At 61.0% G+C, this 24,145-nt stretch carries 20 protein-coding genes, 2 pseudogenes and 1 riboswitch; of the genes and pseudogenes, 11 read left to right on the plus strand and 11 right to left on the minus strand.

Annotation, left to right across the window (positions count from 1 at the left end):
- Window positions 1-178 precede the first annotated feature (178 nt).
- Entirely contained in the window at window positions 179-1,249 is a 1,071-nt protein-coding gene (locus VF436_RS20245) for a glycosyltransferase family 32 protein (protein WP_330905862.1), read from the plus strand.
- Window positions 1,250-1,673: 424 nt separating this feature from the next.
- On the opposite strand, the gene VF436_RS20250 is transcribed toward VF436_RS20245, so the two are convergent.
- Both VF436_RS20250 and VF436_RS20255 read right to left on the minus strand, forming a co-directional pair.
- Window positions 1,674-3,335: a methyl-accepting chemotaxis protein gene (locus tag VF436_RS20250; protein WP_330905863.1), complete on the minus strand. Its 1,662-nt coding sequence runs from the start codon at window positions 3,333-3,335 to the stop codon at window positions 1,674-1,676.
- A 505-nt stretch (window positions 3,336-3,840) separates the two neighbouring features.
- A complete protein-coding gene (locus VF436_RS20255) occupies window positions 3,841-5,046 on the minus strand; it encodes an MFS transporter (RefSeq protein WP_330905864.1) in 1,206 nt (401 codons plus the stop codon).
- A 146-nt stretch (window positions 5,047-5,192) separates the two neighbouring features.
- On the opposite strand from VF436_RS20255, the gene VF436_RS20260 reads away from it, so the two are divergent.
- From VF436_RS20260 to VF436_RS20285, 7 genes and pseudogenes are all read left to right on the plus strand, one after another.
- A complete protein-coding gene (locus VF436_RS20260; protein ID WP_330905900.1) occupies window positions 5,193-6,104 on the plus strand; it encodes a LysR family transcriptional regulator in 912 nt (303 codons plus the stop codon).
- A 210-nt stretch (window positions 6,105-6,314) separates the two neighbouring features.
- Complete coding sequence (locus VF436_RS20265) at window positions 6,315-7,670, plus strand: Fic family protein (RefSeq protein WP_330905865.1); 1,356 nt, start codon at window positions 6,315-6,317, stop codon at window positions 7,668-7,670.
- A 219-nt stretch (window positions 7,671-7,889) separates the two neighbouring features.
- Window positions 7,890-8,606, plus strand: a complete 717-nt coding sequence (locus VF436_RS20270; RefSeq protein ID WP_330905866.1) for a TetR/AcrR family transcriptional regulator — start codon at window positions 7,890-7,892, stop codon at window positions 8,604-8,606.
- Window positions 8,593-9,486: an SDR family oxidoreductase gene (locus tag VF436_RS20275; protein ID WP_330905867.1), complete on the plus strand. Its 894-nt coding sequence runs from the start codon at window positions 8,593-8,595 to the stop codon at window positions 9,484-9,486. The genes VF436_RS20270 and VF436_RS20275 overlap by 14 nt, the downstream gene beginning before the upstream one ends.
- A 189-nt stretch (window positions 9,487-9,675) precedes the next feature.
- Window positions 9,676-9,894 (plus strand): annotated as a pseudogene (locus VF436_RS21770) (winged helix-turn-helix transcriptional regulator); the annotation flags it as partial.
- A 70-nt stretch (window positions 9,895-9,964) separates the two neighbouring features.
- Complete coding sequence (locus tag VF436_RS20280) at window positions 9,965-10,249, plus strand: LysR substrate-binding domain-containing protein (RefSeq protein ID WP_330905868.1); 285 nt, start codon at window positions 9,965-9,967, stop codon at window positions 10,247-10,249.
- 183 nt (window positions 10,250-10,432) lie between these two features.
- Window positions 10,433-11,260, plus strand: a complete 828-nt coding sequence (locus tag VF436_RS20285) for an Ivy family c-type lysozyme inhibitor (protein WP_330905869.1) — start codon at window positions 10,433-10,435, stop codon at window positions 11,258-11,260.
- A 2-nt stretch (window positions 11,261-11,262) separates the two neighbouring features.
- On the opposite strand, the gene VF436_RS20290 is transcribed toward VF436_RS20285, so the two are convergent.
- From VF436_RS20290 to VF436_RS20300, 3 genes are all read right to left on the minus strand, one after another.
- Complete coding sequence (locus VF436_RS20290) at window positions 11,263-11,622, minus strand: hypothetical protein (protein ID WP_330905870.1); 360 nt, start codon at window positions 11,620-11,622, stop codon at window positions 11,263-11,265.
- Window positions 11,623-11,842: 220 nt separating this feature from the next.
- Window positions 11,843-12,922, minus strand: coding sequence for a PA0069 family radical SAM protein (locus VF436_RS20295; protein WP_330905871.1), 1,080 nt, complete (start codon window positions 12,920-12,922; stop codon window positions 11,843-11,845).
- Between the two features lie 145 nt (window positions 12,923-13,067).
- Window positions 13,068-14,234 carry an NADH:flavin oxidoreductase/NADH oxidase gene (locus VF436_RS20300; protein ID WP_414649888.1) on the minus strand — a complete coding sequence of 389 codons (1,167 nt, stop codon included), beginning with the start codon at window positions 14,232-14,234 and terminating at the stop codon, window positions 13,068-13,070.
- Window positions 14,235-14,432: 198 nt separating this feature from the next.
- On the opposite strand from VF436_RS20300, the gene VF436_RS20305 reads away from it, so the two are divergent.
- A complete protein-coding gene (locus VF436_RS20305; protein WP_330905873.1) occupies window positions 14,433-15,047 on the plus strand; it encodes a LysE family translocator in 615 nt (204 codons plus the stop codon).
- 2 nt (window positions 15,048-15,049) lie between these two features.
- On the opposite strand, the gene VF436_RS20310 is transcribed toward VF436_RS20305, so the two are convergent.
- From VF436_RS20310 to VF436_RS20325, 4 genes are all read right to left on the minus strand, one after another.
- Window positions 15,050-15,571 carry a DUF4232 domain-containing protein gene (locus VF436_RS20310; RefSeq protein ID WP_330905874.1) on the minus strand — a complete coding sequence of 174 codons (522 nt, stop codon included), beginning with the start codon at window positions 15,569-15,571 and terminating at the stop codon, window positions 15,050-15,052.
- Between the two features lie 102 nt (window positions 15,572-15,673).
- Entirely contained in the window at window positions 15,674-17,161 is a 1,488-nt protein-coding gene (locus VF436_RS20315; RefSeq protein WP_330905875.1) for a hypothetical protein, read from the minus strand.
- Window positions 17,158-18,048: an ABC transporter ATP-binding protein gene (locus VF436_RS20320; RefSeq protein ID WP_330905876.1), complete on the minus strand. Its 891-nt coding sequence runs from the start codon at window positions 18,046-18,048 to the stop codon at window positions 17,158-17,160. The genes VF436_RS20315 and VF436_RS20320 overlap by 4 nt, the downstream gene beginning before the upstream one ends.
- A complete protein-coding gene (locus VF436_RS20325; RefSeq protein ID WP_330905877.1) occupies window positions 18,048-18,434 on the minus strand; it encodes a GntR family transcriptional regulator in 387 nt (128 codons plus the stop codon). Before VF436_RS20325 ends, VF436_RS20320 begins: the two co-directional genes overlap by 1 nt.
- Window positions 18,435-18,640: 206 nt before the next feature.
- Between VF436_RS20325 and VF436_RS20330 the strand changes: the two are divergent.
- Both VF436_RS20330 and VF436_RS20335 read left to right on the plus strand, forming a co-directional pair.
- A pseudogene (locus VF436_RS20330) lies at window positions 18,641-18,997 on the plus strand (helix-turn-helix transcriptional regulator); the annotation flags it as partial.
- Entirely contained in the window at window positions 18,990-19,223 is a 234-nt protein-coding gene (locus VF436_RS20335; RefSeq protein WP_330905878.1) for a nucleotidyl transferase AbiEii/AbiGii toxin family protein, read from the plus strand. The pseudogene VF436_RS20330 and the gene VF436_RS20335, both read left to right, overlap by 8 nt.
- Before the next feature lie 87 nt (window positions 19,224-19,310).
- On the opposite strand, the gene metE is transcribed toward VF436_RS20335, so the two are convergent.
- Window positions 19,311-21,602: a 5-methyltetrahydropteroyltriglutamate--homocysteine S-methyltransferase gene (metE, locus tag VF436_RS20340; protein ID WP_330905879.1), complete on the minus strand. Its 2,292-nt coding sequence runs from the start codon at window positions 21,600-21,602 to the stop codon at window positions 19,311-19,313.
- A gap of 214 nt (window positions 21,603-21,816) precedes the next feature.
- Window positions 21,817-22,054: riboswitch (cobalamin riboswitch) on the minus strand.
- 108 nt (window positions 22,055-22,162) lie between these two features.
- Window positions 22,163-24,073 carry a TonB-dependent vitamin B12 receptor gene (gene btuB / locus VF436_RS20345; protein WP_330905880.1) on the minus strand — a complete coding sequence of 637 codons (1,911 nt, stop codon included), beginning with the start codon at window positions 24,071-24,073 and terminating at the stop codon, window positions 22,163-22,165.
- Window positions 24,074-24,145 lie beyond the last annotated feature (72 nt).

Consider the following 24,145-nt stretch of genomic DNA (forward strand, 5'->3'; position numbering starts at 1 on the left):
CACCCGTGGTAACGATCGGGTCTGGAGACCTATCTAACGCCCGCGACTTCTGGGTGGGGCACCAACGGCACTCAACAACCCTTTCCATACCCAAGGCTTAAGCGCGCGGCCTGCCCATGAAGTCCAGGTACCGATAGACGGCATTGTTCAGAGCTCGCAAGGCCCGAAGATCCGGACGTTGCAAAAGCCACGGCCAGTTCTCGCCAGTTATGACGTCCATGCCAACGTATGGAGGGAAACGGGAGGCGACACCGCATATTGGCGAGGCGCTGATAACAAGTGGCATAGTGGAACCATAGAGCAAGCGCGCAACGCACAAAAGCTGGTCAAGCCCACCTATCAAGCGGTAACACAGGCGCCATTACCCAGTCTACCGGCTGCAAGCGCCTTGAAGCCTATACCCAAGACCATCCATCAAATTTGGTTGGGCGGCGATATTCCAGAAAGCTACCGAAATGCGATCATTTCCAACGTTAAACGCACCAAGGGCTATCAACATATCTTGCATGTAGATGTCGATGATCCGGCCACTTTCAAGGAAATCAGCAAATCGCTTGGTAAGCACGGGATTAAGGTTAGAAAGCTCCAGGACGAGCCATTCTTTCAGAATTTTCGAGCTTCCGAACATGGGCGGATGTACGATTTTTTCAGAAAGACCAACCCCAAGACGCAAAACTACGCTGCAGCATCCGATGTGCTCCGATATCGTCTGCTTGAAGAGTACGGCGGCATTTATCTGGACGCTGATGACAAGATCATGGGTATCAAGGTTCGCGGTACATTACAGGCTGCCAACGGTGACGTCTTGCTCAACGATGCTGTTCATATGCCCGTGGGCGAACACACATATGGATTCAATACCAGCGTGATCGCCAGTCAGCCGCGCAATCCATTTTTCAAAAAGCTCCTGGACGAGTCGCTGATCCGATTCAAGCAACGCAAGCCTGGGCTACAGCAGCGGCCGCGTGATCAACCCAATCAGCTATCGCAGGCGGGTGAGCGCTACGCGAGTGATATTTTCTATGTGACCGGACCGACTGTCTTCAACGATATGCTTGAACGTTATTCACCAAATCTGGCGTACATGGGTAGACATCCCGATAAATATTTTCCGAGCAATGGCATACGTATCTACGACCGTGATTACAGGTTTCAATATAATGATGCAAGAACGTACTATCTTCCCTTCAGCGGCGGCGACTTTCAAATACGAGTCGGGAGCGAACATTCCTGGGCACATTCACGCTAAAACGCGCTCCAACCGCTCGCCGGCCTCACGACTTCATGCCTTGCATCGCTGATTGACTGCTTCTGGAAATCTCGCCCCCCATGAAGCAAGCAGCAACGCCGCAATGCATTTTTGTGTGCGCTTGCCTGTCTTGGCCTGCTGAAGCCATACGCCCTCACGGCCCGTCTCGTGGGAACTTCTAAAACCCTTCCTATGCCTCGTCTCGGCCTAGGTGCGAACGCAGGTGACTTGGCTTTGAGGGCGCAACAGGCGATAGATGCCGGTTCTTAGTTTCTCTCGGGGGATCCGCCGAGATACGACTTCGATGCAAGATTTTTCGAGATTCGCTGAAGCCGCGCCACATAGGCTTCCCCTCTGCTTGGCAGAGGGGAAGTAAGGGTAAGGCCGCTTTGCGCTAAACAATGCGGCCTTTGCTCTTATTGCTTCACAACGCCGCAGATGCAACCTCATAACCCGCACGGCGAGCGACCTCACTTGCAACAGTTTGTGCGGCCACGCGCGTCCCCACCTTGGCGGCCGGTGCGCTATCGATCGTGAAATAGGCCACCTGCTGACGCAACAGATCGGCTTGGTCCATCATCGATTTGGCTGCCGCAGCCGCCTCTTCCACCAGGGCTGCATTCTCCTGCGTGACTTGGTCGATCTGCGAGATGGCAATGTTGACCTGATCCACGCCAGCCGATTGCTCCTGGCTGGCCGCTGCAATCTCGGCGACGATATCCGTAACCCGCTTGACATCGCCAGTTATGGCACGCAACGACTCGGCCGATTGCGCCACCAGCATCTCGCCTACCTCCACACGCTCGGCACTCTCGCCGATCAATTGCTTGATATCGCGCGATGCCGAAGCACTGGATTGCGCGAGGCGGCGCACTTCCGCGGCCACTACTCCAAAGCCACGGCCATGCTCGCCGGCGCGCGCGGCTTCCACCGCGGCATTCAAGGCAAGCAGATTGGTCTGAAAGGCGATCTCATCGATCATGCTGATGATTTCGGCAATCTTGCGGCTGGATTCACCGATATTGGACATCGCCTGCATCACTTCCTCGGCCACCGCGCTACCGCGCTCGGACTGTGCACGCGCCGCACGCGTCAACTGGTCAGCGGCCCTCGCGTTTTCGGCATTCTGCTTGACCGTGGCAGTCATTTCTTCCATGGAAGCTGCGGTTTCTTCCAGACTGGAGGCTTGCTCCTGCGTGCGCTGGGACAGATCGTCATTACCCTGCGCCAGTTGCTGCGAAGTGAGCGTAACCATGGCGGCGCCACTCTGGACGTCAGCGACAATCGCCGATAAGCGATGACGCATACGCTCGATCATGTCCAGCAGACTACCTTCGGGGAACGACTCATCCGCGTGGCTGCACAGATCACCTTCGGCAATGCGCGTGGCGATGCGTACGGCGTGCCCCGGCTCACCGCCGATGGTTGCCTTGATGCTTCGCATCGACACCCAGATCAGCATGATCACCACGAAAGCCACACCCGCAGCACGCAGCAAGCTCTTTAAAAGCGCTGCATGGAATGCCGCATTGATGTGGTCGAAATATTCACCCGAGGCGAAGTGCATGTCCCAGGGTTTGTACCATTCCGAATAACTGATCTTGGGTTTGCTTTCACCCGTCTTGGGAATGCTTTGTACGTAGCGCGTCATTCCATGGCCCTGATCCAGGTCGGTGGTGACCATGGCCGCGTAGTGATGAAAGCCGCTGGGATCGGCCTCGTCGTGCAGATTGGCGCCAATGTCCTTGCGCAAGGGATGCATGAGCAGCACGGCCTTGGAGTCGAAGGCGAAGATGTAGCCGCCGCCGTCGTCCCAGCGCATCGTCTGGATGTCATGCAGGGCAGCCTTGCGCGCATCGGCGTCGCTCATCTCACCGTTGAGCGCCCGCTGGCGATAGCCGTCTGCGATGGCGATGGCGCTCTGCACCTGGTCGTGCAAGCCATCGGCGAGCGAATCCATCTGCACTTCGCGGCTTTCGATCTCACCCATTGTCGTGAGTGCACCCAGGCCTAGTGCGGCGGTCAACATCACCAGCCACACTCGCGTGTTGAGCGTCGTACGTCCGAACCACTGGAAAATTTTCATCAGCTTCCTCCCCCTATTGAATGAAGCCGACCCGTTTTTTCCACCCCTTAAGGGGGCAGTTTGTTGTTTTCAGGGCCGTCGCCTTGTTCTTCTTAACGACCAGTTCTCGTATTTCTTTACGATACTTTCGTTATAGGAAAGCTGAATTTCCTGTCTAGGCAATAATTTGTCAGGCAAACTTGATCGGCAGCTCACACGCACGCCCTTGCGGCGCCGTGCTTGGTCGTGGAGGTCCTGACGCGATGTCGCGGAGCTGCCTCTGAGGGCTTAAATAGCCCATGGTGTTTCGCGGTGATTCGGCCGGAGAACGATATCGGGCGCGGGATCAGGCAAGCCCAGACTAGGGTCGCGGCTGGGGCTTGTTTGACGGAACCTGCGAATAACGCGTCACCACATGCTCACTGGTAAGGGTCATCCGTGACCTGATCCCTCCATAGTCAAAGCCGGTGCTTCGAGAGCGATGACTTGCTCGCTCGTCGCCAAAGGATAAGGTTCACGGCCCGGGTTACATGCAATGTTCGACCACGGCGCGACTCCGCCGCCGCACGCCCAGCATCTTTAGCGCCACGAGCACCAGCGAGAGCAACGCCAGGACGGCGCCGCTCAACGGCACGACGGCGTAACCAAGCCCGGCATGCAGCACGGAGCCCCCGAGCGCCGCACCCAGTGCATTGCCGAGATTGAACGCACCGATGTTCACCGACGAAGCCAGTCCCGGGGCGCTGGTGGCCGCGCGCATCACCCAGGTCTGCAAGGGCGGCACGATTGCGAACGAGGCGGTGCCCCACACGGTCAGGCCGATGGCGGCACCCCAGCTGGATGTGGCCAGCCAGGGCAATGCCAGCATGCTTGCCGCCAGCAGAGTCAGCAAGGTCACCAGCGCCAAGTCGACGGAGCGATCGGCCAGCTTGCCGCCCAGGGCGTTGCCGATGGTGAAGCCCACGCCGATCAGCACGAGCATGGCGGTGATGAAGACAGGCGAAGCCCGGGTGAGGTTTTCCAGCAGCGGATTGACGTACGTATAGGTTGTGAACATGGCGCCCGCACCCAGGATCGTGGCCGCAATGCCCAGCAGCACCGTCGGACGCGTAAGCACGCCAAGCTCCGCCCGTACATCCGGTGCTTGCCCGACGCTGCCGATGGGTAGCGCGGCACGTAACGCGACGATCGCGACCACGCCGAGCAGCGAGATAGCGCCGAATGACTGCCGCCAGCCAAGGGTCTGGCCCAGCCATGTGGCGACCGGCACCCCGCCGATGTTGGCAATGGTCAGCCCCATGAACATCGCAGCGACCGCACTGGCCTGCTTTTCGCGCGGCACCAGACTGGCAGCCACCAGCGAGCCCAGGCCGAAGAACGCGCCGTGATTGAGGCTGGTGACCACGCGGGCACCCAACAGGCTGACATAGTTTGGCGCGATGGCCGACAGCAAGTTACCCAGTACGAACAGGCTCATCAGGGCCATCAAGGCCTTTCGCCGGGGCCAGCGCGCCAGCAGCAAGGTCATGATCGGCGCGCCGATCATCACGCCTATCGCATACGCAGATACCAGCATGCCCGCGGTCGGGATGGTGACATCCACGCCCTTGGCGATGGTGGGCAGCATACCCATGGGGCCGAACTCGGTGGTGCCGATACCGAAGGCCCCGATGGCAAGCGCCAGCAAAGGGATTCCGGCCCGACGGTCTGACGGGATGTGCGTGGTCGACACGGTGCTTGTTCCTGGATGAAAGCCACCGGGCGGATGCCGATGGCTGCATGAATACGTTGGACTGACGCTATTGTCGCGCCACCATCTTCGCGGATAAATGGGGTAAATATGGAAATACTCTTGCCAATTCTGCAACAAAAGCCATGATCGACATCACCCTCAACGAGCTGGAAGTCTTTGTTTCCGTGGTGGATACCGGGTCTCTCACCGGCGCCGCACAGCAGCTTGATCAGACGGTGTCCACCGTCAGCCGCCTGTTGGGCAAGCTCGAAGAAAAGCTCGGCACGACCCTGCTTCGACGCACGACGCGGCGATTGGACCTCACCGACGAAGGGTGTTCGTTCCTGACGGATGCCCGCGCCATCATTGCTGGTGCGATGACCGCTCAGGAACGCCTGTCGCTACGTCGCGGACAGCCTTCCGGCCCGTTGCGGGTGGATGCATCCACCCCATTCGCCCTGCATGTGTTGGCTCCGCTGGTCGACGGATATCGGCGGCAATATCCGCTGGTGGAGCTCACGCTTTGCAGCAACGAGGGCTATGTGGACCTGATCGAACGGCGGATCGATGTCGCCATTCGCAGCGGCAAGCTCAAAGATTCCTCGCTGCACAGCCGACTGCTGTGCCGCTACGCGCTGCGCATCGTGGCCAGCCCGGGTTACCTCCAGACACATGGGTTGCCTCAATCGGTGGAAGATCTCGGCCAGCATCGCCTGCTGGGTTTCAGCGAGCCGGAAAGCCTGAACTTGTGGCCGGTCCGGCAAGGCAACGGCACCCCGCTGCACATTCACCCTGACCTGGCTTCCGATAGCGGCGAAGTGCTGCGTCAATTGGCACTCAACGGCCAGGGGCTGGCCTGCCTGGGCGATTTTCATACGCACCGGGATCGCGCGTGTGGCGATCTGGTGGAAGTCCTCGCGCACGAGAACACCGGCACGACCCCGCCCTTGCATGCGGTGTACTACCGCAACACGGCCGAGTCGGCGCGTATTTCCTCATTCGTCGATTACCTGGTTTCAGCCCTGGCCGGGGAGCGCTGGGCGGTTCGGGGCCCTTGACCCTGGCATCCGGCGATGTATTCCCGCGAATCTCGTCATATTGAAGAGATTATGACGAGATACCAGGAAATCTCGTCAAACTGGCGACGCTTTGACGGGATTTCGAAATATCTCGTCAAAATGACGAGATATTAAGTAGAATCTCGTCAAAGTGACGAGATCAGACAGTATCCCGTCAATCAAGACAAGGCCACCCCGCGAGGATGCCTCATGACCCCCACGGACACTGTGCTGCGCGCAATAAGAGATCTTGCAGTAGCCGGCAATCAAGATGTTTCCGCGCAGGAAGTCGCCCTGGAAGCGGGTATTTCCGATTCAACGGCACTGCGCCGGCTCAAGCGCCTGGTGGCCGACGGCAAAGTCCTGGTGGAAGGCAAGGCACGCAATACACGCTACTCACTACCGGCTTTACAGCCAGCCGAACGGGTCGCCGCGACGAGCTCACCCGGGCAACCGACCGCTCCTGGCGGTATTAGCTGGTCGCGCTCCGGGCAAGCCCTGCTGCAAAAGCTCGCCATGCCGATGGCGGCGCGTGAACCGGTATCGTATCGGCGTGAGTTGCTCGACAACTACATCCCTGGTGAGAGCTCGTTGTTGCAGCAAAACTTGGCCGCCGACCTATTGGAAGAGGGCCGCCTGCCCGAGCAGCAGCCTGCCGGTACTTACGCGCGCAAGGTGATAGAGCAACTCCTGGTCGAGTTGTCCTGGTCCTCTTCTCGCCTGGAAGGCAACACGTACTCGTTGCTCGATACTGAACGACTCTTCCAGCAGGGCGCCGACGGCACCGATCAGGACGCCGTGATGCTGCTGAACCACAAGCGTGCCATCGAATTCCTGGTCGATGATGGCCCACTACGCGGGCTGACCCCTTCGACGGTACGCAACATCCATGCGCTGCTGATGGACGGTCTCGTTGCTGAGGAACAGCTGGGAAGAATCCGCACGACGCCCGTCTACATCACGGGTACGACGTTCATACCCTTGCAGACGCCACAGGTGCTCAACGAACTTTTCGACCTGATCGTCGGCAAGGCGCGCCTGATCACCAATCCCGTCGAGGCAGCTTATTTCCTGTGGGTGCACATCGCTTATCTACAGCCCTTTATTGACGGGAACAAACGCACGAGCCGGATCTGCGCGAACATTCCCCTGACCCTCTACAACTGCTCACCGCTGGCATTCATGGATGTCGATCGCAGCGACTATGCCCAGGCGATGATGGGCATCTACGAGTTCAACGACTTCAGCGCTGCAACGGACTTGTTCGCATGGACGTACCGCCGCTCCATCAAGCGCTATAAGGCAGTGATCCAGTCCGTGGGACTGCACGATCAACTGGCGGTACGATTTCGCGCGGCACTGACATCGGCGATCGGCAAGATCGTGGGCGAGGGCGCCACGCTGGACGCGGCCATCGAAGCACAACGCCTGGGAGCCAATGACATCGCCCCCTTCCAAGCACTTCTCAATGAGCGCCTGGACGCGATGCAGCCCTATAACAGCGCCAGATATCGCATCTCCGAAGAACAGACACACCGCTGGATCGACGCAGGACGTCCTCGCTAGTTCGAGCACATCGGACAACCGTGCGCGGGCTTCGCAAGACGCTGGTTTGATCGGATCGGTATGAAATGTGAGACCTCGGCAAGACTCATCCTGATCGAGAGGCGCTCACATCGCCATGCCAACAGGCCGTAGTCAGGGCTGGCGCCCGGCCGGTCATGGAAGCCCCGGTGTCTTGATAGTAAGTAAATATTTACTTACTATCGATTCCAAGGAGATCCCATGAACAAACGAGCTGGAAAACTGCCTGCCGCCGACCGCAAGGACGCCATCCTGGCGGCGGCCATCCCTGTCTTCGCGCGCCTGGGGCGAAGCGCCACGACCAAGGAAATCGCCAAGGCAGCAGGCGTGTCCGAAGCCCTCCTGTACAAGCACTTCCCCGGCAAGGAGGCGCTTTATGCCGAGCTGGAAAGCCATTGCGTCGAAGCCAATGCCATCGGCGGCCGCCTGCTCGAAGGTGCCACGCCATCCACCGCGACGCTGGTGACCGGCGTCGCGGTGCTGGTGCAGGCGGTGTTCCCAGGCGTGGGAGCCCAGCAATCCCACGAGAACACCAAGCGCCTGGTGACCCTGAGCCTGCTCAACGATGGCCGCTTCGCGAAGGCCTTTCTGGACCGGCACGTCAAACCCTGGATCGGCGTCTTCGATTTATCCCTGCGCGCCGCCGCCGCGGCCGGCGACATGCACGAGGGCGTGCCCGTGGGGGCGCCTGAAATATGGTTCGTCCACCACCTCGCCAACACACTTCACCTGATCAGCCTGCCCGGCGCGGGCGTGGTCGATTACGGCGTATCCCAGGACGAACTCGTCAGGATCACGGTCCGGTTCCTGCTCAGGGGGCTGGGCCTGAAACACGAAGCCATCGAGCGCCATTACGACCCCGACGCCATCGAGGCCATCTTCACCTCCACATCAGGCCCTGCTCATGCGACCCATTGAAAAAATAGCCGTCATCGGCGCCACCGGACGCCTGGGTGCGCCGGTGGTCGCGGCATTGGCCAAGACATTCCAGGTGCGCGCGCTGGTTCGGTCACCGGACAAGGCCAGAACCATGCTGCCGCCCGATGTCGAGATCGTGCAGGCTGACCTGCGCGACATCGCGAGCCTTCGTGCAGGCCTCGAAGGCATGGATGCGATCTACCTCAACCTCGCCACCGAAACGGCGGACCTGGACCTGCCCTTCTATGAGGAGCGCGAAGGCGTGCGAAACTTGATCGCCGCCACGCAAGGTCTGGACATCCAGTACATCGCCAAGATCGGAGCGCTCGGCGCCTACCCTCCGGCCGTCAAGGCCATCAGGCAGAACATGGTGCCCAACATCATTCGCATGCAAGGGCACGAGATCATCGCCGCTTCCGGCATCGCGCACACGTTCTTCGCGCCGACGCATTTTATGGAACTGCTGCCGAATATGATCAACAAGCACGCACTGCAATGGATCGGCAACACGCGTGTGAAGGTCTACTGGATCAGCGTCGCCGACTACGCGCGACAGGTGGTCAAGGCATTCCAGAATCCCCAGGCGATGCCGGTGCATTGCCCGGTGCAGGGCCCCGAGGCCATTGCGGTGAAACAGGCGATGCAACGATTCGTGCAGCACTACGATCCCACGCTGAAAATTCGCGCGGCCCCGCTATGGATCATCAAGGCAATAGGCCTGTTCAATCCTCATATGAAATTCGTCGCTCATCTGTTTGCCTATTTCGGCAACCATGAAGACCCCTTCTATGCCGAACAAACCTGGCGAGACCTGGGCACGCCGACCACGACCATCGACATATTTGCGCGAGGGCTTCGCGAACAACCAGCGGGCAGATAGAGTTCTCTTCCACGAAAAGTCCAGGGTTCGACCTCATAAGGTCGAACCCTGGATTATCCTGATTCCATTTCAGGATCGTGCCAAAGCCATCATCCCCGATGACGCTGCGATCGGACCTTGAAGCCAGGAACCCGTCATTCACCGGAACGGTGGAGCGGTTTACGGCCTGAGCAACCTCTTTAAACAGGCATGCCACCACGCCAGCGGACCTTGGCCGGTTGGATCCATGTTGTGCATGTGCTGCGCCGCCACCTGGAAGGCATCTGGCAGAAGATGTTCACCCGGAACTTGCGTGCCATGGAGTGCGATGGCATGTTGCTGCGCCAATGGCACGATGAGCACCCGGTTCGCGTGGAGTACGAACTGATCGAGCTTGGAGGTTCGTTGCTGCCTATCGTACTTGTCCTGAAGACCTCAGCCCGGACACGATTGCATCAACCTTCGCTGCCTCACTCACCGTGGCCTGTATGCATAGGAATTGGAAAAGGGAAGCCAGGCCCTGAACGTGCGTGCGGAAAGCCGGCTGATATCCAACAACCTGGAGCACATCCTGACCGCTTCATTGGCCGGGTTCGGTCTTGCCTACCTGCCCGAAGACGTGGTCCGACCGCATATCGAAATCGGCTGCTTGCGCCAGGTACTGGATGAATGGTGCCCGATGTTTCCGGGCTATCACCTGTATTACCCCAGCCGGCGACAGCCCTCGCCTGTGTTTGCCTTGCTGGTCGAAGCGTTTCGATATCACTCGGACGACTTGCGGTAGGATCGCTGGATATCATCCGGATAGGGGACGGAGTCGATGGCGTTGATTCAGTGCAAGGATTGCGGAGCCGATGTGTCCGATGTGGCACCGGCATGTCCAAAATGCGGTCGCCCCATCAACGCGGGGGCAATGCATTCTGGAGCCCACAAGAGCCGGCCAAGCGAGCGCAAGAACCGTTCGGCCATGACCACGCTGTTGTCGATCGTCGCGGTGCTGGTGGGCATTGCCTGCCTGGTCATCTTCGTACCCGCTTTTCAGATCGGGCAACATGTCCAGGCCAATTGTGAAGTAGCAGGCAGCCTGAGCAATAGTGCTGAAGGCAAATGCACCTTCACCAATACCGGATGGACACCCGGTTCCATGTGTGTGGTGGCCAAACTGGTCAATGGGTCCGGTGGAGAAGCCAGGAGCGGCCCGGTCTGCTCTGGGCGCGTATGGCCGAATGACTCCAGCGAACGCAATGTCTCCATCCTGATCGATCGGGTCTGCGGCTTCGCCGGATTGGCATGGCAGCACACATGCCGGCTTGAGATCGAGTCGCTGCGTGACACCGACAGTGACCGAGGCAGCGCCAACGAATCGGGTGTACCCGGTGTGGCGCAGGCCAGCCATGGCAAGTCAACGCAGGGCCACGCTTCGCCCGGGGCATCGGCAGGAATGCAGGCCGCGTCGGGCGCTTATCTCACTGACATGTGCAAAAAATCGCGCGAATTCAAAAATAAGTTCGCGCTCATCGGCGCTTCGAAGACGAAGCCCGACTGGATGACAAGCTGCGACGATGGTGTGCAATCGCTTTCACAACCGATCACGTTGGCTGGGCGAGCCTTTGTCATGTTCACGGCGTGCAAGCCCCACGACTGCGGCTCACAACAGATTATCGTGCTCTACGACGGGCAGGCCCTGTATGGCGCAGCCGTCACGACCGACGACCAGGGCAATCCCCGCCAGGACTGGATCACGCCCGTCGATCCTCAGATAAGGCCGCTACTATCGCAACTAGCCTCGCAGTGATATCAGGTCGCAATCCCTAAGAAACAAAGAGGCGGGAACACTTTTGACGTATGCCCATCCATCTGTGGGACATGGAAAAGCGTCCCGCTTCTTTTCTTGAGAAAAGCAAAAAGGTTTGCCATCCCACTCCACGATACCGACCCAGTCCGCCTGGCCTCCCCGTCGAAGTCGTCACTCACCGCCAGCAGGCGAGGCGTTGCCATGCCGAACATCGAGGTCATGAATGCCTTGGGGTGCTTCCAGGCAGAGCCGACGGGCGGCACGGGTGGCGCTGGAACATGGAAAGCCTGATAACCCACCTGCGCCTGACAGGCAAAGGGCAGCAGAAGAGAAAAAGCAACGCTATGCCATGATCTGTCCATGATTTCCCCTGTCATGAATAAAGTATCGCAGCTTCCTGGTGGTAAGCTCAGGCGCGAAGTAGGGCATTTTGCCGGCGATGATGGATAGGATCGCCAAGCTCGGCTGCCTGGCGTATCACTAGCGTGCTTGCTGGCGCAGCCTCACGTGAACGTGACACTCAGGCATCGACACAACTGAAACCATGAAAAAGCGGGCTTCCCAGTTACACCTGAAGGCTGGCTAGAAGAGCTCTCCTTGCGGCGACTGAGGTCGCGGCGCCACGAACTGCGACGTATCCAGCTCTTCGGTCCACGCGCGATGCAGGCCGGCCTTTCGCGATGCCACCTCCACACGCTTGCCGATGATGTCGGCAAAGATGCCCTGCCCACGCATGCGCGTAGCAAAGTTGCTGTCGTACTCCTTGCCGCCGTTCATCTGCTGGATCAGGCTCATGATGTGCGCGGCGCGATCGGGGTAATGCTGGTCGAGCCATTCACGGAACAACTGCTTCAATTCATGCGGCAGGCGAATGCAGGTATAGCCGATGGCGTTGGCGCCGTTGGCCGCGGCCCGCGCGATGATCTCTTCCAGGTCGCGCTCGTTCAGTGCGGGAATGATCGGGGCGACCAGCACCCCCACCGGCACGCCGGCATCGTGCAGGTTCTTTACCACCTGCAACCGGCGATGCGGCGCCGAGGCACGGGGTTCAAGGCGGGAAGCCAGCCGGTTATCCAACGAATTGATGGAAACGAACACCTGCACGAGTCGCCGCCTGGCCAAGTGCGCGAGGATATCCAGGTCGCGCTCGATCAGGGCATTCTTGGTGACGATGGTGCACGGATGATTGCACTCGTTGAGCAGCGTCAGCGCCGCGCGCGTCAACTTCCAGTGCTTTTCGATCGGCTGGTAGACATCGGTATTGCTACCGATATTGATCGGCGAACAGCGATAGCTGGGCCTGGCCAGTTCACCGCGCAATACATCGACCAGGTTGACCTTGGCCGATAATCTGGTTTCGAAATCCAGCCCGGGAGACAGGTTGAGATAGGCATGAGAAGGTCGGGCATAGCAATAGACGCAACCGTGCTCGCAACCGCGAAACGGATTGATGGCCTGGCTGAAGCCGACATCCGGGGAATCATTGCGGCTGATGACCGAACGCGCCGTCTCTTCGCGAACCTCGGTCCTTGGCCGGCTGGTCTCCTCTTCTTGGTACCAGCCATCGTCCTCGGCGATTGCCCGCGTCGATTCGAAGCGGCCCTCCGGATTACTGAGAGCGCCGCGTCCCTTGATGGCCACAGGTTCGTTCGAGCGAGGCATCAGGTCATGTTAGCCGGGCGCCGTCTCAGCCAACGCGACTCGCTCATGGACGAACCGGGTATCGCGCGACACCCGATCTTGATACCCGGCTTGGCCGGTCAACGATGCTTTATCGAGCATCGCTGGCACGACTGGCAAGGAGCAATTATTCGCCTTCCACCCACCACGGCTGCGGTTTCAACGTTCCGCTGACACCGAACAGCTCCTTGTAGCGCGATGGCTGGCTGCGCAGGTATTGCTTGGGCGCACGCACATGCGCGCCGAGCGCGGCAGCGGCATGCCAGGGCCAGCGTGGGTCGTACAATGCAGCGCGCGCAATGGCGATCAGATCCGCATCGCCGGTGGCGACGATCGCCTCGGCCTGCTCGGGCTCGGTGATGAGGCCCACAGCAACCACCGGGATCTTCACGGCCGCACGCACCGCGCGGGCCAGTGGCACCTGATAGCTTGGGCTCACCGGAATCTGCTGTGCCGGATGCAGACCGCCGCTGGATACATGCACCGCGTCGCAACCGTGTGCTTCCAGTGCCTTGGCAAAGACGACGATCTGTTCGACATCCAGGCCACCGTCCACCCAGTCGGTGGCCGACACACGCACCGTCACTGGCTTGTCGGCAGGAAACGCCTCGCGCACCGCATCGAAGACCTCCAGCGGAAAACGCATGCGGTTCTCCAGGGAACCGCCGTATTCGTCATCGCGGCGATTGGAAAGCGGCGACAGGAATTCGTGCAACAGATAACCGTGCGCGGCGTGAAGCTGCACCACGTCGATGCCCAGGCGCGCTGCACGTTTGGCCGCTGCTACGAAATCGTCGCGCACACGTGCAAGCCCGGATTGATCCAGCGCGACCGGCGTCTGGTAGCCCTCGGCAAACGGGATGGCCGACGGGCCTTCGATCTGCCATCCATGCGGATCGTCCGCTGCCAGCGGGCCACCGCCAGACCACGGCACTTCGGTCGAGGCCTTGCGGCCGGCATGGGCCAGCTGGATGGCGATTGACATGTTCGACCAGCGACGAACGGTATCGAGTACGCGGCGCATCGCCGCCTCGGTGGCGTCGTCGTACAAACCCACATCACCGTATGTAATGCGAGCCTGGGGCGACACCGCGGTGGCCTCGATAGTGAGCAACGATGCCCCAGACAGAGCAAGCTGGCCCAGGTGGATCTGGTGCCAATCGGTCATGCAGCCATCCACCGCCGAATACTGGCACATCGGCGCGATCACGATGCGATTGGCCAGTTCGAGGTTGCGTACGCGAAACGGCTGAAAGAGTGCCGGTCTGGCCATGGGTATCTCCTCAAGGGTCATTGCCTGGGTCGCACCCAAGCTGCGGCCAGTCTGCGCGAAAGCAAGTGATTGGGCCGGCATGCTTGGCGACGCCAGGCACAGGATGTGAAGGTCTTCATTCGCGCCTGAGGCCGGGGGCGACAGTGCTCCCGGTCCGCCGCCCCGATCCAGGGCTGTTTGGAATTATCCTTGAGGCCGTCGCAAGAGGCAGCCCGGACCATGCTTGACGTTCATGCCATCGCCGTCGTCTTCTCCGTCTACGCCATCGGCGTGATCAGCCCTGGCCCGAACTTCGTCGCCGTGGCGCACAAGGCCGCGTCCACCAACACGCGTGACGCGTTGGCGATGGTGGCAGGTATCGTGCTGGTGAACCTGTTCTGGGCGTCGTGTTCGATCCTCGGGGTCGGCATCGTGTTCGCGACGTTTCCGTGGATCGCCCTGATCGTAAAGGTAACCGGCGCCGGTTACCTGATCTGGTTCGGCGCTCGCCTGATCGCCAAGGCCGGGGCTGCACCGATCAAACGCGTGAGGGAAGGCGGCCCTACCGCCTGGCAATCGTTTCGCGCCGGCTTGGCAACCAATATCGCCAATCCCAAGTCGATGGCCTTCTATGCGGCCGTGTTTGCCGCTGCCGCACCCAGGCACGTAAACGCACCGACCTTCATCGGCATGGTGGCCATGGTCGCCCTTGTCGCCACGCTTTGGTATGGGCTGGTCGCCGTGCTATTCGCCACGCCGAGCGTGGCGGCGCGCTACCAGCGCGGCAAGGCCTGGATGGACCGCCTCTGCGGTGCTTTCATCGTGGCCCTGGGGATTCGGCAACTGGTGCGCTGAAATCAGGGCAAACGCCTGAACGCACCGGCCTGGTACGTGGGGCCCTGATCCTGAGGTCCACACATGCGCCCACCATGGAACGGCGCACGCAGTTCCTGGTTGTCCAATTGCAACGTGACGTAGGCAGGCGTGATGCATGCGCTGTGGTCATACACATCGCCGGACACCCATTGCACCTCACTGCTCACCGAACCATGCGCCAGCACCGTCAACGGCAGCATGACCGGGCCAGGATGCATGCCCGGTATGGCGCGTGAGGTGATTTTCAGCGTGCGATGCCGGGCATCCTCGAACACCAGGCGCGGCATCGCAGGCAACGAGCAGGCTGTACGGGAGTGATTGTCGAGTTTCAGCACGGTGCCGGCATGTGACATGCCGTTCATGCCTTCGCCATCGCTCGTCGAAAGCGTGACCTGGCGCGCGCCGCACACGGGTGTGCCCTGGGCATGGGCCATCGATGTGAAACCCAACAGGACTCCACCCATCAAGATCAGCGGCATGTGAAGCTTCTTGGCAAACGTCATGATGACCTCGATCATTCGCTTCTACAGATGAAACGCATCGCGGCGGCTTATCGTTTACCAGCTCCCGCAGATAACATCGTCATCAGGCAACGCCAATCAGGCTCAAGCGGCTGGATTAGCCAGGAACGCATGCGGACGCTGCTGCAATGCTCGCCATCCTGTGCGCGCCAGCGGCACGGTAGCAAGCAGCACCATCGACCAGATGGCGCCCACGACCATCGCGATCGTGTCGACGACCGTGTGCGCATGCCCTGCGATCATCGTCATGGGAAGTACGCAGTTGAAGTTGATCAACACAAAGATCACGATGCAGCCAGTATTAAGGAGCCACGTCGGCAACGGCCGTCCGCCGAAGATACGCAATATCATCATCGGGACAAGCGCGATGCAGGCAAGCTGGGACAGCACGATCGCGGTCAATACCGCCGGATCGGTGCCGCGATACAACACGACGGCGAGGATCAGCGCGGTCATCGCCAGCTGCACCCCCACCGGCAAGCGCAATGCCGTGCGCAGCAACCTGCGCTTGGTTTCTTCCGGCCCGCCAAATCCCGGCATCAACGCCATCAGCGGCAGCTCGGCGTTCACACGGCGCCAACGTAACGCCAGACGCGTCGTACAGACGACAGTGACCAGAGCGGTGCCATAGGCAGCGACCGATACCAGTCCAGGCATCCACAGGATCGACAGCAGGGCCGAGAAATTCTCGCCCGCCTTGAGCTTGCTCGACACGCCGATGACAAGAAACACCAGCAGCAGCATGCCTACCTGGGATATCGACACCAGGTATCCGCGCAAGGTGCGTGGTGCATACCAGCCACCCAGCATGATGCGCAGCGACCGTTGCGGGGCAGACGGACCGGTACCGCGGATATCGGCCGCAGCCTGCTGCCATTGCGGGCGCTGGCGGATCGCGGTGCTGCTATCGGCGTTGCCGAACCAGTCCGCGCCACCGCGCGTATCCAGGCGACGGAGGTAAAGTACCATCGGGCGGCTTCGACGCTCATTGAATTCGTCGCAGTCCCTGACGATGACGTGCCAGCGCCACAACGCCCAGGCCAACCCGACCCATGCGGCGGGTGCGGCCCAGCGTATGAAATCGGGCGAATCCACGCCGGGCAACAGCACATACTTCGAACCGATCAGCGTCATCGGCATCAGCGCGAGCAGTGTCGCCACGTACGACGGCGACCACGCGAAAACCAGGCCGCCCACAATGCACAGGAAGAACAGCAGGGCGTAAGGCAGCAGCGGCGCACCCATCGCCGCGAAAATCGCCGCCGGTACCAGCGAAAACAGGGCGGTATAAATGATCAAGCTCAGGGCGGCGGCACGCACCATGCCCGGCAGGCGCATGCGATGCGCATCAGCGGCCAGCACAAGGGTCTGCGCCAGCAGGAAGCCCCACAGATAGGCGGTACCAAAGCCCAGCGAAGCGGCTGCGTCGGACAGCTGGTCGTGAGTATGCTTGGTAAAAAAGCCGATCAGGAAGGCTGCAATGGCGCTGGCGCCGTAGAGCAGGCCCATCACCCAGCGAGCCGGCGCGCGCGTCGCGCGCCATGGCAACATCAACACGGTAGCGATGTTCATTCGGCGATCTCCACGAAGAGATCCTCCAGGCCCAGCGGATCGATACGCGCGCCTTGCAGGCGCGAGGCCTCCGGCCACTGGCCACGGCCATCGCGCTCGACCACGAGGCTCACGCTGCCATCGGCATGCTTGCGATGACTCAGTGCCGTCTCCGGCGCGGCGGCGGCCAGGCGCCCCGGCAGCCACAGGCGCATGAAGCGCTCCTTGGTCTCATCCACTGGGCAGTGCAGGATCATCCGTCCATCGTGCAAGAAGGCGATATCGGAAGCGACGCGTTCCAGGTCCGACACGATATGCGTGGAAAACAGCACCGTCGTGCCCGATTCACCGGCACGCAGCGCCACTTCGCGCAGCAACTCGCGTCGTGCGACCGGGTCCAGTGCCGCAGCTGGTTCGTCGAGCACCAGCAGGTCCGGTTGGGAGGCGAGCGCGCGAATCAACTCCACGCGCTGACGTTCACCGGGCGACAGCTTGGCCAGCAACCGCTTGGCGGGAATCTGCCAACGCTTGACCAGATCGTCGGCGAAGCGTGCGTCCCAGCGCGGGTAGAAGCGACCTACGTAATCGAGCATCTGAGTGGCGGTCAACCACGACAGTGCCTCGGGCTGCTGGGCAACATACGAAAGGCGTGCCTTGACGCGGTCGGGCATCCGCAGCGCTGGCTCGCCGAATACGAATGCCTTGCCCTCCGTGGGCTCCAACAGGCCGACCATGGCGCGGATCAGCGTAGATTTGCCTGCACCATTGCGGCCGATCAGGCCAAGCACGCTGCCCGGCTCCAACGCCAGGTCCACGCCGGACAACACATGCGCGCCCTCATAGGCATGGTGCAGGCCCTTGGCCGACAGCGGCGCAGCCGCCGGTTCGTCACGAAGCATTGCGTTCATCAGTTCCCCTCCAGCAGTTTTTCCAACCGTTGCAACACCGGCCCGGCTGGCAGTTCCAGTTCGTTGGCCTGGCGGGCCAAGGCTTGCAGCTGCGGTTCGAGCAGCTCCAGGCGTTGCGCCTGTGTCTGGGTCGACCGGTGCGCCTGTGCCACCGCCATCCCCTTGCCACGCAACCGTTCGAGCAACCCCTCACTCTCGGCCATGCCGTAGGCGCGCGACACCGTCATCGGGTTGATCGCGTGAAATCCAGCCACGTCGCGTACCGATGGCAGCAGCTCGCCCGGCACCAACTGGCCGCTGGCAATCAGCCGCCGCAGCTGCTCGACGATCTGCCGATAAATCGGCTCCGGCGAGGCGGGTTGTATGATCAGCAATGAGGCATCCATGTGTATTAATACAACAATACACTTGGGTCGCGGTCAAGTAGGACGTATGGCAGGGGGCACACATAAACCTCTTTATCCAGGTAACCCGCTCCCTGTAAGTCATGTAAACATGACATTTTCTCTAGATGTCGTATGTTCATGACACGGAAATGCTTAGCCATCCCGACCCTCTGCTCGAGCTCGGCGCCCGCTAGCGCACCGAGCGGGAGCGATTGGGTCTTACCCAGGCGGCCATGGCCGCGTTGGCAGGCATGACCCGTCAGAAACTGATTAAGGTCGAGCAAGGGCGGCCCAGCGTCGCCATGGGTACCTACGCCGCCCTGATGCGAGCACTGAATCTCGCTCCTACGGTCATGGAGCCCGTGGTGGCAATCGATCATTACGCACAGCTCAAACGGCTGGCGTGGAACCGGCCTGGAAAGCGGACGATCCCGGAGAAGGAGGCCCTGGCTCTCTATGAACGTCATGGGTCGCTAGTGGATCAGAGCGCGATGGATAACCAGGAACGCGCGCTCCTGGATGACCTGGTCAAGCGCTATGGCAACGGAGTTCTCCATGTTTGAACGCGCTCATCATCAACGCATCGCACATGTTCTGCAGGCACTCGATGGAGAGCTGTTGCGACGCTCGAAATGCTACTTCGCAGGCGGCACAGCCATCGCGCTGCAATGCGGGGAGTATCGCGAATCGGTCGACGTCGACTTCCTCTGCGCCGATCCAGGTGGATACCGTCTCGTGCGCGAAGCCATCGCTTTGCCCACACTCGGTGCGCTGGATCGCGCCAACTGACATAGATAACAGCGCTCAATCATGGGAGCAAGCCCGATCGCCATAGATGACCACCGCGCCTTTCCTCGCGGTGGTCATCTGCCCGGCTCAGGCAGCTGCCGATAGCTTGCTGCGCATCGCCTGCGCGGCCTGGACCAGGGACATCAGGGCGGCGCGTGTTTCGGGCCATCCGCGTGTCTTCAGGCCGCAGTCGGGATTGACCCATAGCTGCTCGGCCGACAGCACCGATTGCGCCTTCTCCAGCAACGCGATCATTTCCTCGGTGTCCGGCACACGCGGGGAATGAATGTCATAGACACCCGGACCGATCTGGTTGGGGTAGCGGAATTTCACGAAGGCATCGAGCAGTTCCATGCGCGAGCGCGAGGTTTCGATGGAGATGACATCGGCATCCATCGCGGCGACGGCATCGATGATGTCGTTGAATTCCGAATAGCACATGTGGGTGTGGATCTGCGTGGTATCTGCAACGCCCGATGCGGTGATGCGGAAGCATCGCACCGCCCAATCCAGGTAGGCATGCCAGTCGGTACGACGCAGTGGCAGGCCTTCGCGCAGCGCCGGTTCATCGATCTGGATGACGCCGATGCCGGCTGTTTCCAGATCCAGCACTTCGTCGCGCAAGGCGAGCGCGATCTGCAAACAGGTATCTGACCGGGGTTGGTCGTCACGCACGAACGACCACTGCAACACCGTGACCGGCCCGGTCAGCATGCCCTTCATGGGACGCTGCGTCAGCGACTGGGCATAGCGCGACCAGCGCACGGTCATCGGTGCCGGACGCTGCACGTCACCATAGATGATCGGCGGCTTGACGCAACGCGAGCCGTAACTCTGCACCCAGCCGTTCCTGGTGAATGCGAAGCCATCGAGCTGTTCGCCGAAGTATTCCACCATGTCGTTGCGCTCGAACTCGCCATGCACGAGCACGTCCAGGCCGATCTCTTCCTGGAAACGAATGCATTTGCCGGTTTCCGCTTCCAGGAAGGCTTCGTAGTCGGCTTCGGCTAACTTGCCGGATTTGTATCTGGCGCGTGCGTCGCGTACTTCGTGGGTTTGCGGGAACGAGCCGATCGTGGTGGTTGGATAAGGGGGGAGTGCCAGCTTCTGCTGCTGCAACGAGCGCCGCCGCTCATGCGGCGAGGCGCGTCGCGCGGCGGCCGGATCCAAGCCACGGATGCGCCTCGCCACCGCCGCGCGATGCACGCTGGTCGAATGGCGGCGGCTGGCCTGGCGTTCGCGCGCCTCTTGCAGCGCGTGCTGTGCCGAAGGTTTTTCCGCGAGCGCATCAGCCAGCGTACGCAGCTCGCCGATTTTTTCCCTGGCAAAGGCGAGCCATGCGTGCAGTTCATCGGGAAGTGCCTTTTCGGTCGATGCATCGAACGGTACATGCAACAACGAGCAGGATGGTGCGATCTGCAAGCGCGCATCACCCATGCGTTGCTGCGCGTGCTTTGCCAGGGACAGTGCCCGATCCAGGTCGGTTCGCCAGATGTTGCGGCCATCGACCAGACCCAGCGACAGCACGAACGAGGACGGCAGGACGTCGAGCACGGCGTCAAGTTGTTCGGGCGCGCGCACCAGGTCGATGTGCAGGCCGGCGATAGGCAGTTTCTTCACCAGCGCGAGATTCTCGCCTAATGCGCCGAAGTACGTGGCCAGCAACAAGCGTGGACCATCGACGTCGGCGAACGCGGCATAAGCTTGCTGGTACGCGGCGAGGTCGGCGGCGTCCTGGTCCAGCACCAGGCAGGGCTCGTCGACCTGCACCCATTCAGCACCGGCTTCATCCAGTTGCTGCAACAGGCTCACATACGCCGGGATCAACGCTTCGAGCAGGGCAAGGCGATCGCTTCCGTCGACGGTTTTCGATAGCAGCAAGAAGCTCACCGGGCCCAGGATGACCGGACGCGCGTTGAAGCCCAACGCCCTGGCTTCGAGAAATTCGGCAACAGGTTTGTCGCCACGCAGCCGGAAACGTTGGTCCTTTGTCAGCTCCGGCACCAGGTAGTGATAGTTGGTGTCGAACCATTTGGTCATTTCCAGGGCGTGCAGGTCATGACCGTCGCCCTGCGCGCCACGCGCCAGCGCGAAGTAGCCAGCCAGCGGATCGGCGTCGGCCAGGGCGCGGTAGCGTTCGGGAATCGCGTCGAACAGAAATGCCGTGTCCAGCACCTGGTCGTAGAGCGAGAAGTCGTTGCACGGCACCACGTCGGCACCTGCATCGCGTTGCAGTTGCCAGTGCCGGTGCCGAAGCCGTGCGGCGGTGTCCAGCAGCGCCTGAGACGACGCGTCGCCGCGCCAGAAGGCCTCCAGGGCCTGCTTGAGTTCGCGCTTCGCACCGATGCGGGGGAAGCCGAGATTGGTCAATGTAGCCATGTGCAGTGTGTCCTCGATTCATGACGAATGAGGAACGAAGGAATCGTGCGCGACCACGCCACGACCGGATCGCGACGCAAGGCACACGAGCGACCTTCGCCCCCTCGGGCGAACCGGATTCCACGAAAGGCAGGCACGCGCGCCATGGACACGCCGCAGGCGGTACCCATAGCTCCGGCCAACCTCCCCGCGGAGGTTCCAGGTCAAGCAGGGAATGAACTCCCTGGCCGGGGCAGGTCTTCGGGCTCGTGGACATGAGGCATGGGACGCCTCGCCTAATGTTCGCCGCTTCCCAGCCCCGGGAAGGGGCCAGTGCTCATGGCGAAGGTCGTTTCCACACACCGCTGCGGGGCAGCGCCGGAATTGGCCTGGATGGGCCGCACCGGCTTCCCTTTTAATTTCATCTCTTCATGCAGATGAAAAGATAAAAACCGTCGACGCGGGAAAATTACGCGCGACCGAGGCCGCCGTCAAGCGGATTGACGAAGGAGGTTGGAGATAGCCGGGATGAGAGTAACCGCCAGCAGCCGGCTGCCTTCCCTGGCGGCGGCTGGGTCGATTCAGCGAATCGTGGGGGTGTAGCGCAGCGTGAGATACCAGGTGCGGCCGAGCTGGTTGTAGTAGTAGGCCGTCTCGTAGTTGTGGTCGAACACGTTCGCCACCCGCGCTTCCACGCGCCAGTCGGGGGCAAAGGTGTAGCTGGCACGCAGGTCGGTGGTGGCATAGCCACCCATCCGGTTGACGTTACCGGCCTGGTCGTAGCGCTTGCCGGAGGCGAAGAAGGTGCCACCCACGGCGAAGTTGCCGAAGCTGCGGTCCACGTCGACGCGACCGGTTTGCTTGGCGCGACGGGGAAGCTGACTGCCGTCGTTGGGACCGCCGTCATCGTTCTTCGGTTGCATCAGGGTCAACGAGGTCTGCACGCGCCAATCATCCATGTTGAAGCCGAGCTGGCCTTCGATGCCACGGATCTGTGCGCGACTGATGTTCTGCGGAATGAAATTGCTATCGAGCGTGATCAGGTCGTTGATGCGGGTCTGGTATGCATTGACGCCCCAGTTCCAGCCTTCCAGTTGCTGGCTCAGGCCGATTTCGGCACTGCGCGAGGTTTCCGGCTTCAAGTCGGGGTTGGCGGTGGGAAAGCCACCGAACGCCGGGAAGAACAGGTCATCGAAGGTGGGCGCATGGAAGGCGGTGCCGTAGCTGGCCGACAGCAGCAGACCCTGGTCGAAGTGATAGCCCCACGCGACCGCACCGGTGTTGTGGTTGCCGTACTGGTTGCTGTGATCGTGGCGACCGGACAATTGCAGCTCGTTCTGGCCAAACGTGCCCTGGTACTGCCCGAACACACCGGTGTTGTGACGCTGCGTCTGCTGGAAGGCGGTATCGCTGTCGATGTGCTCCTGCTGGTAATCCACGCCCGCGGTCAGCAACTGGCCGGGTGCAAGCGTGAAATCGTTCTGCCAGGAAGCCTGGTTACGACGCGAATCGAAGAAACCGGTGGGCGTACGCGGGTAGTAATCGCCGAAATACGTGCCCTGGTAGGAAGTGCTGTTGTTATCGCGACTCTGGCCCGCATTGAGCGTGACCTTCCAGATATCCACCGGCGTAAAGCTCAGGCGGGCACCCACCAGGCGCTGCTCTTCGATGCCGTCATTGCCGGCGAACGGCGAACCGCCGTATTCGGCATTGCTCTTGCTGCGCAGCCAGTTGAACGCGAGCTCGGTACCGTTATCCCAGCGATAACCGAGGTTGGCCAGGCCATTCCAGTTTCGATAGGCATCATTGCGCGGATCGTCGACGAAGCAAGCCACGCCACGCTCGGCGGCACCATCACGGCACGAACGGATGCCGCTGGTGTATTGACCACCGAGGCTGGCGTTGTACCAGAAGTGCGAATCGCCGCCGGAGATACCGGCCTGTCCGTTGATGTAGCCATGACTACCGCCCGTGACGCTGACCGAGGGCGCAATGCCTCCATCGGGTTGGCCATGGCGCGTGAATATCTGGATCACGCCACCGATTGCATCCGAGCCATAGAGGCTGGCGCGCGGACCGCGCACGATTTCGATGCGATCGATCGCCTCGACCGGAATCTGCTCCAGTGCAGGCAACCCGACGCTCACCGAACCGATGCGAATACCATCGATCAATACCAACGTATGCGTCGCGTTGGTACCGCGCAGGAATAGCGAGGTCTGGCTACCGATGCCGCCAGTCTGTGCCAGCGACACGCCGGGCAATCCGACCAGCAGATCGACGGTGGACGTGGGTTGCAGGCGCTCGATGTCATCGCGAGTAATCAGCGTGACCGATGCAAGCGTCTGGTCAGCGGCGACGGCGGTGCGCGTAGCGGTCACCACCACCGGTTCGAGCGTCGTATTGCGGTCGTTGCTCGCCGCCTCATCGGCGAAAGCGCCGTGGACGAAAAGCAGGCCAAGCAGCGCGGCTGCCAATGGAGTGTGTTTCATGTGCCGATCCCCTGCCGCACGACCCCGCACGGCGTGAATGAATAAGCCGGCATATCGAAGGCTTGGTGAGAG

The sequence above is a fragment of the Dyella sp. genome, assembly GCF_036384435.1.
Taxonomy (GTDB): Bacteria; Pseudomonadota; Gammaproteobacteria; order Xanthomonadales; family Rhodanobacteraceae; genus GSA-30.